Annotated in this window: 10 protein-coding genes; 7 read left to right on the forward strand and 3 right to left on the reverse strand. The window is 67.8% G+C overall.

What is annotated here, in order from left to right; translation table 11 throughout:
• The first annotated feature begins 130 nt into the window (after nucleotides 1–130).
• Nucleotides 131–1,576: a pyruvate kinase gene (gene pyk, locus ASF81_RS09300; protein WP_055753148.1), complete on the forward strand. Its 1,446-nt coding sequence runs from the start codon at nucleotides 131–133 to the stop codon at nucleotides 1,574–1,576.
• Here the strand turns inward: pyk and ASF81_RS09305 are convergent.
• The 3 genes from ASF81_RS09305 to ASF81_RS15060 are packed head-to-tail and all read right to left on the reverse strand — an operon-like array spanning nucleotide 1,573 to nucleotide 4,184.
• Nucleotides 1,573–2,610, reverse strand: a complete 1,038-nt coding sequence (locus ASF81_RS09305; protein WP_055807978.1) for an oxidoreductase — start codon at nucleotides 2,608–2,610, stop codon at nucleotides 1,573–1,575. The genes pyk and ASF81_RS09305 overlap by 4 nt on opposite strands.
• Nucleotides 2,611–2,617: 7 nt before the next feature.
• Nucleotides 2,618–4,054 carry a short-chain fatty acyl-CoA regulator family protein gene (locus tag ASF81_RS09310; protein WP_055807980.1) on the reverse strand — a complete coding sequence of 479 codons (1,437 nt, stop codon included), beginning with the start codon at nucleotides 4,052–4,054 and terminating at the stop codon, nucleotides 2,618–2,620.
• Nucleotides 4,047–4,184 (reverse strand): hypothetical protein, encoded by a 138-nt coding sequence (locus ASF81_RS15060; RefSeq protein WP_156363206.1) that lies wholly within the window; start codon nucleotides 4,182–4,184, stop codon nucleotides 4,047–4,049. Before ASF81_RS15060 ends, ASF81_RS09310 begins: the two co-directional genes overlap by 8 nt.
• Between ASF81_RS15060 and ASF81_RS09315 the strand changes: the two genes are divergently transcribed.
• The 6 genes from ASF81_RS09315 to ASF81_RS09340 all read left to right on the forward strand — a co-directional run bounded on the left by ASF81_RS09315 (nucleotide 4,183) and on the right by ASF81_RS09340 (nucleotide 12,785).
• A complete protein-coding gene (locus ASF81_RS09315) occupies nucleotides 4,183–5,718 on the forward strand; it encodes an acyl-CoA carboxylase subunit beta (RefSeq protein ID WP_055807981.1) in 1,536 nt (511 codons plus the stop codon). The two genes, ASF81_RS15060 and ASF81_RS09315, sit on opposite strands and share 2 nt — an antisense overlap.
• Nucleotides 5,719–5,726: 8 nt before the next feature.
• Complete coding sequence (locus ASF81_RS09320) at nucleotides 5,727–7,706, forward strand: acetyl/propionyl/methylcrotonyl-CoA carboxylase subunit alpha (protein WP_055807984.1); 1,980 nt, start codon at nucleotides 5,727–5,729, stop codon at nucleotides 7,704–7,706.
• A gap of 157 nt (nucleotides 7,707–7,863) precedes the next feature.
• Nucleotides 7,864–9,243 carry a methylmalonyl-CoA mutase family protein gene (locus tag ASF81_RS09325; RefSeq protein ID WP_055807986.1) on the forward strand — a complete coding sequence of 460 codons (1,380 nt, stop codon included), beginning with the start codon at nucleotides 7,864–7,866 and terminating at the stop codon, nucleotides 9,241–9,243.
• Complete coding sequence (gene scpA, locus ASF81_RS09330; RefSeq protein WP_055807988.1) at nucleotides 9,240–11,399, forward strand: methylmalonyl-CoA mutase; 2,160 nt, start codon at nucleotides 9,240–9,242, stop codon at nucleotides 11,397–11,399. The genes ASF81_RS09325 and scpA overlap by 4 nt, the downstream gene beginning before the upstream one ends.
• Nucleotides 11,396–11,818: a methylmalonyl-CoA epimerase gene (mce, locus tag ASF81_RS09335; RefSeq protein ID WP_055807990.1), complete on the forward strand. Its 423-nt coding sequence runs from the start codon at nucleotides 11,396–11,398 to the stop codon at nucleotides 11,816–11,818. Before scpA ends, mce begins: the two co-directional genes overlap by 4 nt.
• A 52-nt stretch (nucleotides 11,819–11,870) precedes the next feature.
• A complete protein-coding gene (locus ASF81_RS09340) occupies nucleotides 11,871–12,785 on the forward strand; it encodes a DUF4232 domain-containing protein (RefSeq protein WP_055807992.1) in 915 nt (304 codons plus the stop codon).
• Nucleotides 12,786–12,820 lie beyond the last annotated feature (35 nt).

Genomic DNA, 12,820 nt, shown 5'->3' on the forward strand with positions numbered 1-12,820 from the left:
GTTTCCAGCCGTCAACTCATGTTTCCTGAGGGGAAGGCGGCCTTACGCAGCGCGGGTTTCGTTGGCAGAAGAGGGCGAAATCGCCCAGGCGGCCCCGTTTTGCCGTCCGAGAGAGCCAACAGGAAACGTCATGAACCGAGCCCGTCGCGCGCGCATCGTCGCCACCCTGGGACCCGCCAGCCGTGCGCCCAGCACCGTCAAGGCGCTGGCCCAGGCGGGGGTGGACGTCTTCCGCCTGAACTTCAGCCACGGGTCGCATGAGGATCACGCCGCCGCGTTGAAGGCGGTGCGCGGCGCAGAAATGGCCCTGCAGCGTCCGCTGGGCGTGTTGGCGGACCTTCAAGGACCGAAGCTGCGTCTGGGCCGGTTCAAGGACGTCGAGATCTCGGTCAAGCCGGGCCACACCATGCGTTTCGATCTGGACCCGACGCCCGGCGACGAGACGCGGGTGCAGATGCCGCATCCCGAAATCTTCAAGGCGCTGCGCAAGGGCATGCTGCTGCTGCTGGACGACGGCCGGGTGCGTCTGCGTGTGGGCGAGCGGACCGACGAGTGGGCCGATGTGACGGTCGAGAGCGGCTCGAAGCTGTCGGACCGAAAGGGCGTGGCGGTGCCGGAGGCGGTGATCCCGGTCTCGGCCCTGACGCCCAAAGACCGTGAAGACTTGGCCTTCGCCCTGCGGATGGGCGTGGACTGGGTTGCGCTCAGCTTCGTGCAGAAGCCCGAGGACATGGCCGAGCTGAAGCGGATCGTGAATGGTCAGGCGGCCTGCCTCGCCAAGATCGAGAAGCCGGCGGCGCTAGCCGATCTGGAAGCCATCCTGGACTATTGCGACGGGGTGATGGTGGCGCGCGGCGATCTGGGTGTCGAGCTGGATCCCGAGGATGTGCCGGTGGCGCAAAAGCAGATCGTGCGCGCGGCCCGCAATCGCGGCGTGCCGGTGATCGTGGCCACCCAAATGCTGGAATCCATGACCAGCGCCCCGGCCCCGACCCGCGCCGAGGCGACCGACGTGGCCAATGCGGTCTATGAGGGCGCGGACGCCCTGATGCTGTCGGCCGAGACGGCGTCGGGCGACTATCCGCTGGAGTCCGTCGGCATCATGAGCCGGATCATCGAGCGCGTCGAACGCGATCCGATGTGGCCCAGCCTGATGGGGGCCGAACACGCCGGCATGGACGAGCATGACGTGGACGCCCTGGTCGGTGCGGCGCGGATGGCGGCGAATGCGCCCTCGACCGGCTGTCTGGTGGTGTTCACGACCCTGGGCGGCACGGCGCGGCGGATGGCGCGCGAGCGTCCGCTGAAGCCGATCCTGGTGCTGACGCCCAATCCCAACACCGCGCGCCGGCTGGCCCTGGTCTGGGGGCTGGAGCCGCGTCTGGGCGAGCAGCCGGACTCGCTGGAGGCCGTGACGGACGACGCCGTCAACAGTGCGGTCAAATACGGTCTGGCCGAGCCGGGCCAGCGCATCCTGATCCTGGCCGGCACGCCGTTCGGGGCGCCTGGCGCGGCCAACCTGCTGCGACTGGCCCACGCGCCTGCGGCGACGTCGAAGGGCCGCAAGAAGAGCTAGAGCGCGATCTCGCGGCGCTCCGCCGCGCTACGCAGACCGGCGTCGAGGATGCGCATGACGGTCAGGGCCTGATCGGCGGGCACCGGCGGCGGTCCCTCGCCGAGGATCGCATCGCGCATGGCGGCGTAGAAGGCGGGATAGTCGCCGCGCTCGGGTGTCGGCGTGGTGCGGACGGTGTCGCCGTCGATCTGTTTCGTCAGCACGCCGGGCGAAGGATCGACGCCCCAGTCGGGATCGCCGGGACGCAGGCCGGCCTTGGACTGCCCTTCCTGAGCGTCGAGGCCGTGTTTGATGAAGCTGCCGCCCGTGCCGTGGACGGCGTAGCGGAGGCTGGCCTCGGCGGCGAGGTGGCTCATGTTCAGGATGACCCGCAGCCGGTCATAGCGCAGCAGGACGTGGGCGTAGTCGATGGCTGTGCCGCCGACCCGTTGGGCCTGGAGATCGGCATAGACGGCCAGCGGCGGGCCGAACAGCTGCACCGCCTGGTCGATCAGATGCGGGCCCAGGTCGGCCCAGACGCCGCCGTCGCGTCTGTCCTTCCAGCGGTCGGCAGCGGTCGGACGGAAGCGATCGTAGCGGCTTTCGAACACGGCGACATCGCCCAGTTCGCCCTGGTCGATCAGGCGGCGCAAAGTCAGGAAGTCGACGTCCCAGCGGCGGTTCTGGAAGACGCTGAAGACGCCGGGGGCCTCGGCGGCGACGGCGGCGACCGCTTCGGCCTCAGCTAGAGTGGCGGCGAAGGGTTTGTCCACCACCACCGACTTGCCGACCCTCAGCGCTGCGATCGACTGTTCGGCGTGCAGGGTGTCGGGGGTGGCGACGACGATCAGACCGATGTCCTCGCGGGCGATGGCTGTGTCCAGATCGGGCAAGACCTCGACGTCAGGCAGGTCGGCGTGGACCGCTTCGGGCCGGGACGAGACGACGGCGATCAGGCGCAGGCCGGGCGTCGCCTTGATCAGCGGGGCGTGGAAGGTCTGGCCCGCCAGGCCGTAGCCGACGACGGCGACGCCGATAGGTGCATGAGAGGTCATGCCCCGATCAATAGCGGTCGGGGCGCGGGCCATCCAGCACATAGGGCACCACGCCGCGCTCATTCTCCGGCACGTGCAGGGTCCGGTCCAGGGGCGGGAAGGCGCGCTGGGTGCAGTCGGTGCGCTCGCAGATGCGGCAGCTGACGCCGATCCGTGCGGCCGGGCCGTTCAGGTCGAGGCCGGCCGCATAGACCAGGGCGCCCGCATGTTCGACCTCGCAGCCCAGGGACAGGGCGTAGCGGCGGTCGTTGGCCAGATAGGATCCGCTGGGTTTGGACACGCTGCGGGCGATGGAGATGTAACGCGATCCGTCGGGCATCTCGGCCAGCTGGACCCCGATCCGGTCGGGCGCCGCGAAGGCTTCGTGGACGTTCCACAGCGGGCAGGCGCCGCCGAAGCGGGCGAACTGGAAGCGGGTGGCGCTGTGGCGCTTGGTGATGTTGCCGGCCATGTCCACGCGGGCGAAATAGAAGGGTACGCCGCGCCAGCCGGGCCGTTGCAGGGTCGAGAGCCGGTGGCAGACCTGTTCGAAACTGACCTGGAACCGGGTGCGCAGCCGGTCGATGTCGTGCTTTTCCTCGCGCGCGGCCTCCAGGAAGGCGCGGTAGGGCAGCAGCAGGGCGCCGGCGGCGTAGTTGGCCAGACCGACGCGGGCCACGTCCCGCGCGGCGTCGGTGCGGAAGGCGGCCTGATCCAGTTCGGCCTCGATCAAATCGCGGAAGGACAGCAGGGCCAGCTGGTGCGCCAGCTGGAATGACCGCGTCGCGCCGGGCTGCCAGGCGTCCAGCGTCAGGACGCGGCTGGCGGGATCGTAGCGACGCAGGACCTCCTGACCCGCGACATAGGCGACGCGGACGCCGTGCGCCTGGCTCAGCGCAGCCTCCAGCGCCCGCTCGATCTGACCGTCCTGCACAAGCGTAGCCGCCAGCGCCTCGGCCGCCGTGTCCAGCGCGTCGATATAGTTGTCGCGATAGTGGAAGAAGTCGCGCACCTCTTCGTAGGGCAGCAGGGCCACGCTGGCGCCGTGCTCGTCCCGGCCCAGGGTGTCGTCCAGCGCCTTCACCCGCTCGTCCAGGCGGCGGAAGGTCTGGTGCAGGGCCAGAAACTGGCGGGCCAGACGCGGGGTGTTGGCGACGGCCTGTTTCAGCTCTGCGGCCGTGGGTGGTTCGGCCTCACCCATCATCGGGCCCGCGATGTCGGTGGTGGCCTCGCGCAGGTCGGCGATCAGGCGGGCGTCGCCTTCCAGATCGAACAGACTGGCGTCCACGTGAAAGGCGCGGGTCAGGGCGATCAGGACACGCGCGGTCGCCGGGCGCTGGTTGGTCTCGATCTGCGACAGATAGGACGGCGACAGGCCCAGCCGCTCGGCGCAGGCCTCCAACGTCCAGCCGCGCGCCTCGCGTAGTTTGCGCAGTTTGGCGCCCAGGAAAAGCTTCTCAGCCATTCGCAACTTTGCAGATCATATCGCCATCGTTTGCAAGCCCGCGCAGTTCCACACTTTTTGCAAAGTTGCGTTTGCCATTTTGCGATGAAGGCGCCACGCGTTCTTTGAACGAGAGGCGAAGATCCATCATGACTCAAGCCATCCTTGAAGAACTGGAGCGCCGTCGCGCCGCCGCCAAACTGGGCGGCGGGGAAAAGCGTATCGCCGCCCAGCACGCCAAGGGCAAGCTGACGGCGCGCGAACGCATCGACGTGCTGCTGGACGAAGGCTCCTTCGAGGAAACCGACATGTTCGTCGAGCACCGCAGCCACGACTTCGGCATGCAGGACCAGCGAATCCCTGGCGACGGGGTGGTGACGGGGCGCGGCACGATCGGCGGTCGGCTGGTCTATGTCTTCTCCAAGGACTTTACGGTCTTCGGCGGCAGCCTGTCGGGCGCCCATGCGGCCAAGATCGTCAAGCTGCAGAAGATGGCCCTGACCACCGGCGCGCCGATCATCGGCCTGTTCGACGCCGGCGGGGCGCGGATTCAGGAGGGGGTGGAGAGCCTGGCGGGTTACGCCGACATCTTCCTGCAGAATACGCTCGCCAGCGGCGTCATTCCCCAGATCAGCGTCATCATGGGGCCGTGCGCGGGCGGCGACGTCTATTCGCCGGCCATCACCGACTTCATCTTCATGGTGAAGGACACGAGCTACATGTACGTGACCGGCCCCGACGTGGTGAAGACGGTCACCAACGAGGTGGTCAGCCACGAGGACTTGGGCGGCGCCCGCGTCCATGCCGGCAAGTCGGGCGTGGCGGACGGGGCGTTCGAGAACGATCTTGAGGCCCTGTCGGAGGTGCGCCGTCTGATCGGCTTCCTGCCCCTGTCGAACCGTGAAAAGCCGCCGGTGCGCGAGAGCTATGACGAGCCGGAGCGGGACGAGCCGTCGCTGGACACCCTGATCCCGGCCAATCCGAACCAGCCCTATGACATGAAGGAGCTGATCCTGAAGGTGGTCGACGAGGCCGACTTCTTCGAGATCGGGGGCGACTTCGCCAGGAACATCATCTGCGGCTTCGGGCGGCTGGACGGCCAGACGGTGGGCATCGTCGCCAACCAGCCCCAGGTGCTGGCCGGCGTGCTGGACATCGATTCAAGCCGCAAGGCCGCGCGGTTCGTGCGCTTCTGCGACGCCTTCGACATTCCGCTGGTGACGCTGGTGGACGTGCCGGGCTTCATGCCGGGGACCAAGCAGGAATACGGCGCCCTGATCAAACACGGGGCCAAGCTGCTGTTCGCCTATGCCGAGGCGACCGTGCCGAAACTGACCCTGATCACGCGCAAGGCCTATGGCGGCGCCTATGACGTGATGAGCTCCAAACATCTGCGCGGCGACGTCAACTACGCCTGGCCCACCGCCGAGATCGCGGTCATGGGCGCCAAGGGGGCGGTCGAGATCATCTTCCGCAAGGAGGCCGGCGATCCCGAAGCTCTGGCCGCGCGCGAGGCCGAGTACAAGGACCGGTTCGCCAATCCGTTCGTGGCGGCGGGCCTGGGCTATATCGACGACGTCATCATGCCGCATGGCACGCGGCGGCGGCTGGTGAAGGCGCTGCGGACGCTGAAGAACAAGGTCCAGGAGAACCCCTGGAAAAAGCACGACAACATTCCGCTGTAGGCTCTGACATGTTCTCCAAAATCCTCATCGCCAACCGGGGCGAGATCGCGGTTCGGATCATCAAGACCTGCCGCAAGATGGGCATCAAGACCGTGCAGGTCTATTCGGAGGCCGACGCCGGGTCGCTGGCGGTCGAGATGGCTGATGAGGCGGTGCTGATCGGGCCGGCGCCGGCGGCGCAGTCGTATCTGCTGGCGGACAAGATCGTCGAGGCGGTGCGCCAGACGGGGGCGCAGGCCGTGCATCCGGGCTTTGGCTTCCTGAGCGAGAACGCCGGGTTCGCGCGGCGGCTGCGGGACGAGGGGATCGCCTTCATCGGCCCCAATCCCGAGGCCATCGAGGCCATGGGCGACAAGATCAGCTCCAAGAAGCTGGCGGCCGAGGCGGGGGTTTCGACCGTGCCGGGGCATATGGGGCTGATCGAGACGCCGGAGGAGGCGGTCAGGATCGCCAACGAGATCGGCTATCCGATCATGATCAAGGCCTCGGCCGGGGGCGGCGGCAAGGGCATTCGCGTGGCCCATTCGGACGCCGACATGGCCGAGGGGTTCGCGGCGGTGAAGGCCGAGGCGCTGAACGCCTTCGGCGACGACCGGGTCTTCCTGGAGAAGTTCATCGTCGATCCGCGCCATATCGAGATCCAGGTGCTGGGCGACAAGCACGGCCATGTGGTCCACCTGTTCGAGCGGGAATGTTCGATCCAGCGCCGCAACCAGAAGGTCATCGAGGAGGCGCCCAGCCCCTTGCTGGACGAGGCCACCCGAGCGGCCATGGGGGCGCAGGCCGTGGCCCTGGCCCAGGCGGTGAACTATGACTCGGCCGGCACGGTCGAGTTCGTCGCCGGTCAGGACAAGAGCTTCTACTTTCTGGAGATGAACACCCGGCTGCAGGTCGAGCATCCGGTGACGGAGTTGATTACGGGCGTCGATCTGGTCGAACAGATGATCCGTTCGGCCTGGGGCGAGACGCTGGCCTTCGAGCAGAAGGACCTGAAGATCGACGGCTGGGCCATCGAGAGCCGCATCTACGCCGAGGATCCGTATCGCGGCTTCCTGCCGTCCATCGGCAGGCTGGTCCGCTACGAGCAACCCGAAGAAGGCGATCAGGGGGATTATACGGTCAGGAACGATTCCGGCGTCCGCGAGGGCGACGAGATCAGCATGTTCTACGATCCCATGATCGCCAAACTGTGCGCCTGGGGCGAGACGCGTGAGGCGGCGGTCGAGGGTATGGCCCGCGCGCTGGAGGACACCCACCTGTCGGGCCTGGGCCACAATGTGCCCTTTCTGGCGGCGGTGATGGATCAGAACCGGTTCAAGTCGGGCAATCTGTCGACCAGCTACATCAAGGACGAGTTCCCGGACGGCTTCCACGGCCTGCGCCCGACGGTGGAGCAGGAGCGGATCCTGATCGCCGCAGCCCTGGCCATGCACGAGGTCATCGCCGAACAGGACGGCGATCCGTCGGACCGTACCGACTGGATCGTGATGATCGACAAGACGCCGCACGGCGTCGGACTGTCCTATGACGAGGACGAGGAGATGATCCTGACCCTGACGGGTGGCGGCGACATCCGCCTGTCGGACATCGACTGGCGGCCGGGTCTGGCCCAGTTCAAGGCCGATCTGGACGGCGAGCCCTTCACCGCCGAGGTCAAACGCGTCGCCGACGGCTTCGACATCCGCCACCGTGCGGCCAAGGCACGGGTGCGGGTGCTGCGGCCCCATGTCGCCGAACTGTATGCGCGCCTGCCGGAGAAGGTCGCGGCGGACACCTCCAAGATTGTGCTGTCGCCGATGCCGGGTCTGGTGGTCTCGATCCCGGTGGTCGTGGGCCAAGAGGTCAAGACCGGCGAGACGGTGGCCATCATCGAGGCCATGAAGATGCAGAACATCCTGAAGGCCGAGCGCGACGGGGTTGTGAAGGCCGTCGGCGCCAAGGACGGCGATCCCGTGGCGGCGGACGACGTGCTGGTGGAGTTCGGGTGATGAAGAACCCCTCCGTCTCTCCGCTTCGCTCCGAGCCACCTCCCCATTGCATTGGGAGGAGACAGGGGGGTGTTGCGTTTCCTCCCCACGTAGTGGGGAGGGGGACCGCGGAGCGGTGGAGGGGCTCTTCATGCCGCATGGGTGGGGAGGGCTGCGCATGACCTTCCCCACCCCCACGCCGCTGGAATGGCGTGAGGCGGCCCAGAAGGCGCTGAAGGATCGGCCGATCGAGTCGCTGATGCATCTCGACGCCGACCAACTGGTGACGCGGCCGCTGTACGCAGGCGCGACGGGCGTGCAGCCGATCTTCGCCCCGCGTCCGTCCGATTCCGAAGGCCGGGCTTGGGATCTGCGGACGCTGTTGGAAGGCGACGATGCCGAAGCGGTCAACGCCGCCGTCCTAACCGATCTGGAGAACGGCGCGGCGTCGGTGGTGCTGAAGGGGCGGGTTCTGGCGGATTCCGCTCCGCTCAGCCGGGCGCTGGAAGGCGTGGCGCTGGAGCTGGCGCCCGTCGCGCTGGACGCCGGGATCGACGGGCCGGATGCGGCCAATGCGCTGGCGGTCGTCGCCAAGGGCTCGCCGCGCGCCCAACTGCAGTTTCATATGGACCCGGTCTCGGCCTTCGCTGAGGCGGGCGGGGCCCCGCGTTCGGTAGAAGAGCATCTGAGCCTGGCGGCCAATACGGCGGCGCGTCATGCGGGCGCCTATCCCGATGCGACCTTCTTCCTGGCCAGCGGGCGCGTGGCGCACGAGGCGGGCGGATCGGCGGCGCAGGAGCTGGCCTTTGCGGCCTCAAGCGTCGTGGCCCATGCGAAGGCGGCGGTGGACGCGGGAATGTCGGTCGAGGCGGCCCTGAAGGGGACGGTGCTCGGCCTGTCGGTCGATGCGGAATATTTCGACAGCCTGGCCAAGGTGCGGGCCATGCGGCTGATCTGGGCCAGCCTGACGCAGGCGTTCGACGTGGAGGTTCCGGCGGTGATCGAAGCGCGGTCGTCGCGGCGGATGCTGTCGGCGCGCGACCCCTGGCCCAATCTGCTGCGGCTGACGGCGGCGGGGTTCGCCGGCGCGGTCGGCGGCGCGGACGTGGTGGTGCTGGACGGTTTCACCCGCGCGACCGGACGGTCCGACGCCTTCGCCAGGCGGCAGGCGAGGAACACACAGCTGGTGCTGATGGAAGAAGCCAATCTGGGCCGGGTCGACGATCCGGCGGCGGGCAGCTGGTACTTGGACGCGCGCACGCGGGATCTGGCCGAGGCCGGCTGGTCCGAGTTCCAGATGATCGAGGCCGAGGGCGGTTTGGTCGACGCGCTCAAGGGCTCGGTCATCCAGCCCCGCATCGCCCGCGCCCGCAAGATCCGCGAGGCCGCGCTGACGAACGGCGCAGCGCAGATCATAGGCGTGACCAAATATGTCGATGCGGACGTGCGGCCGGCGCCGGTCGACGTGGGCGATGAGGCGGCCGTGGCGGTCGAACGGGTGTGCGAACCGTTGGCTCCGATCCGGTTCGCCGCAGCTTTCGAGGAGGCGGCTCAATGAGTTTCCCCGATTTCAGCAAGATCGCCCTGAAGCTCGATGCGACCGGGCAGGGGCCGACGCGCGATCCTTGGCTGACGCCCGAGGGGCTGACGGTCCAGACCGCCTATGGTCCCGACAGCACGGACGCGCTGCATCATCCGCATGGCCTGCCGGGGTTCGCGCCTTTCGTGCGTGGTCCGTATCCGACCATGTATGCGGGCAATCCCTGGACCATCCGCCAGTATGCCGGCTTCTCGACCGCCGAGGAGTCCAACGCCTTCTATCGCCGCAACTTGGCGGCCGGTCAGAAGGGGCTGAGCATCGCCTTCGACTTGGCGACGCACCGGGGCTATGACTCGGACCACCCCCGGGTGAAGGGCGACGTCGGCATGGCGGGCGTGGCCATCGACAGCATCTACGACATGCGCACCCTGTTCGACGGGATCCCGCTGGATCAGATGTCGGTGTCGATGACGATGAACGGGGCGGTGCTGCCGATCCTGGCTCTCTATGTCGTCGCGGCGGAAGAACAGGGCGTGCCGCACGCCAAGCTGACCGGGACCATTCAGAACGACATTCTGAAGGAGTTCATGGTCCGCAACACCTACATCTATCCGCCCGAACCCTCGATGCGGATCATCGCGGACATCTTCGCCTGGACGGCGCAGGAGACGCCGAAGTTCAACTCGATCTCGATCAGCGGCTATCACATGCAGGAGGCGGGAGCCTCGGCGGATATTGAGCTGGCCTACACCCTGGCGGACGGGATCGAGTATCTGCGCGCTGGCGTCGCGGCGGGCATGCCAATCGACCGGTTCGCGCCGCGTCTCAGCTTTTTCTGGGCCATCGGCATGAACTATTTCATGGAGGTGGCCAAGATGCGGGCCGGCCGCCTGCTGTGGGCCGAGGCGGTGAAGCGCGAAGGCGGGGAAAGCCCCAAGAGCCTGTCGCTGCGGGCCCACTGTCAGACGTCAGGCTGGTCGCTTGCGGCGCAGGACGTGTTCAACAATGTGCCGCGCACCATGGTCGAGGCCATGGCGGCGGCGGGCGGCCAGACGCAGAGCCTGCACACCAACGCCTTGGACGAGGCCCTTGCGCTTCCAACCGATTTCTCGGCCCGGATCGCGCGCAACACCCAGATCCTGCTGCAGCAGGAGACGGGGCTGACGCGGGTGATCGATCCTTGGGGCGGCAGCTTCTATGTCGAACGGCTGACGCACGAGCTGGCCGAGCGCGCCCGCGCCCATGTGGCCGAGGTCGAGGCCTTGGGCGGCATGGCCAAGGCGATCGAAGCCGGCATCCCCAAGCTGCGGATCGAGGAGTCCGCCGCCAAGACCCAGGCCCGGATCGACACCGGCCAGCAGACGGTGGTGGGGGTGAACAAATATCTGAACCCCGTCGTCGACGACATTCCGATGCTGAAGGTCGACAATGCGGCGGTGCTGGCCGCCCAGATCGACAAGCTGAAGCGCCTGCGCGCCGAGCGGGATCAGGCGGCGACCGATGCGGCGCTGAACGCCCTGACCGAGGGGGCGCGCGGGAACGCAAACCTGCTGGAACTGGCGGTTCAGGCGGCCCGCGCCAAGGCGACGGTGGGCGAAATCTCCGACGCGCTGGAGGCCGCCTTCGGCCGCCACGTGGCGACGGTCCAGACCGTGTCGGGCGTATACGCCAAGGAGGCGGGGACCGACGCCCGCTTCGCCCGCGCCCGCGAGATGGTGGCGACCTTCGTCGAGAACGACGGCGGCCCGCCGCGCATTCTGATCGCCAAACTGGGACAGGACGGACACGACCGGGGCCAAAAGGTTGTCGCGACCGGATACGGCGATCTGGGCTTCGACGTTACGGCCGGCAGCCTGTTCCAGACGCCGTCCGAGGCGGCCCAGGAAGCGGTCGAGAAGGGCGTTCACGCGGTCGGCGCATCGTCGCTGGCGGCCGGGCATCTGACGCTGGTGCCCGAGTTGAAGGCCGAGCTGGAGAAGCTGGGCCGGCCCGACATCATGATCGTGGTCGGCGGCGTGATTCCGCCGTCCGACGTCCAACCCCTGCTCGATATGGGCGCGGCCGCCGTCTATCCGCCCGGTTCGGCCATCGCCGATACGGCGGTCGACCTGATCGACAAGCTGAACCAGCGTCTGGGTTACGCCCAGCCCGCGCCTGCAAAGGACAAGTCATGATCGGCGCCCTGAACCACGTCGGCGTCGCCACGCCCTCCATCGCCGACTCGATCAAACTGTATCGCGATATCCTGGGCGCGACGAAGATCGGCGAGCCGTTTGACCTGCCGGCGCAAGGGGTGAAGGTCTGTTTCGTGGATACGCCGACGGCTCAGATCGAGTTGATCGAACCCTATGACGAGACCAGCCCCATCGTCGGCTTCCTGGCCAAGAATCCCAAGGGCGGCCAGCACCACGTCTGTTTCGAGGTCGCCGACATCCAGGCCGCCGTCGCTGAGATGCGGGCCAAGGGCGTGACAATCCTAGGCACGGGCGAGCCGCGCATCGGGGCGCACGGGACGCCGGTCGTCTTCCTGTATCCGCGTGACATGGGCGGCGTGTTGATCGAGCTGATGGAGACGCCAAAAGCGGGGCATTAAGCGGAGCCTTTGGTCAGGTTGGGCCGTTGAAGGCGAAACCAGAGGACATGACATGATGTCGCACCGCCTGACCGCATTCGTCGCCATCGCCGCCCTGACCGGCGCTGCAGCCTGCTCTCGCACCGAGCCCCAACAGCCCGCCGCGCCGGTCGAGCCAGCGGCTGTCCCTGCATCCGATGCGCCCTCGGTCGGCTATGCCTGCGAAAGCGGCGCGACGCTTCAGGTCCAGTATGTCGACAGCGACAACGCCAAGCTGACCCATCAGAACCAGACCTATGCCTTGCGTTCGGTTCAGGCCGCCAGCGGCGCGCGCTATGTCGGCGGCGGCGTGGAATGGTGGACGGCGACGCGCGATGGCCAAGAGAGCGGCACGCTGAGCCGACTGGGGCCGGACGGCACGACCGGCGTCGCGGTGCTCGAGCGCTGCTCGCGGCCGATCCCCGGCGCTGATGCGACGCCCGGACCGCTGCCGGCGCCGGGTCAGGCGCCGACTGAGGCGACCGGTGGGGTCTTGCCCGCTGCGCTGCCCTGCAAAGGGCCGCAACTGACGCTGGCGGCGGGCGACGGCGATGCGGGTGCGGGAAATCGGGTCAGCAACTTCAGTCTTCAGAATATCGGAACCCAGGCCTGCAGCCTGACCGGCTACCCCACCGTGACCTTACAGGACGCGCGCGGACGCACCTTGTCGTCCATCCGCGCCGAACAGAGTCCCGGAAGCTATTTCCGCCAAGGCCAGGCTCCGACGCCGGTCGAACTGGCGCCCCGGGCCAAGGCCTATTTCGAAATGGCCTGGAGCGTCGTGTCCAATGAAGCCATGCAAAAGACGTGTCCCGACGCGGCCACGATAAAGGTCACGGCGCCCAGCGATACGGCCGCCGTCAGCCTGCCGTTCTCGTTCAGTCCCTGCGGCGGTCGCATTCGCGTCAGTCCGATCCGGGCCGAGGCCAACCCGGCCCCGGCGACCTGAGGCGGGTGGAAACCGATCGAAAATCGGCGTAGGTC

It is taken from the genome of Brevundimonas sp. Leaf168 (assembly GCF_001423685.1).
GTDB classification, from domain to species: Bacteria; Pseudomonadota; Alphaproteobacteria; order Caulobacterales; family Caulobacteraceae; genus Brevundimonas; species Brevundimonas vesicularis_C.

What these genes read in the sequence shown, in the direction of transcription:
- pyk (WP_055753148.1), top strand. Translation starts at nt 131, where the DNA reads ATGAACCGAGCCCGTCGCGCGCGCATCGTCGCCACCCTGGGACCCGCC.
- ASF81_RS09305 (WP_055807978.1), bottom strand. Translation starts at nt 2,610, where the DNA reads ATGACCTCTCATGCACCTATCGGCGTCGCCGTCGTCGGCTACGGCCTG.
- ASF81_RS09310 (WP_055807980.1), bottom strand. Translation starts at nt 4,054, where the DNA reads ATGGCTGAGAAGCTTTTCCTGGGCGCCAAACTGCGCAAACTACGCGAG.
- ASF81_RS09315 (WP_055807981.1), top strand. Translation starts at nt 4,183, where the DNA reads ATGACTCAAGCCATCCTTGAAGAACTGGAGCGCCGTCGCGCCGCCGCC.
- ASF81_RS15060 (WP_156363206.1), bottom strand. Translation starts at nt 4,184, where the DNA reads ATGATGGATCTTCGCCTCTCGTTCAAAGAACGCGTGGCGCCTTCATCG.
- ASF81_RS09320 (WP_055807984.1), top strand. Translation starts at nt 5,727, where the DNA reads ATGTTCTCCAAAATCCTCATCGCCAACCGGGGCGAGATCGCGGTTCGG.
- ASF81_RS09325 (WP_055807986.1), top strand. Translation starts at nt 7,864, where the DNA reads ATGACCTTCCCCACCCCCACGCCGCTGGAATGGCGTGAGGCGGCCCAG.
- scpA (WP_055807988.1), top strand. Translation starts at nt 9,240, where the DNA reads ATGAGTTTCCCCGATTTCAGCAAGATCGCCCTGAAGCTCGATGCGACC.
- mce (WP_055807990.1), top strand. Translation starts at nt 11,396, where the DNA reads ATGATCGGCGCCCTGAACCACGTCGGCGTCGCCACGCCCTCCATCGCC.
- ASF81_RS09340 (WP_055807992.1), top strand. Translation starts at nt 11,871, where the DNA reads ATGATGTCGCACCGCCTGACCGCATTCGTCGCCATCGCCGCCCTGACC.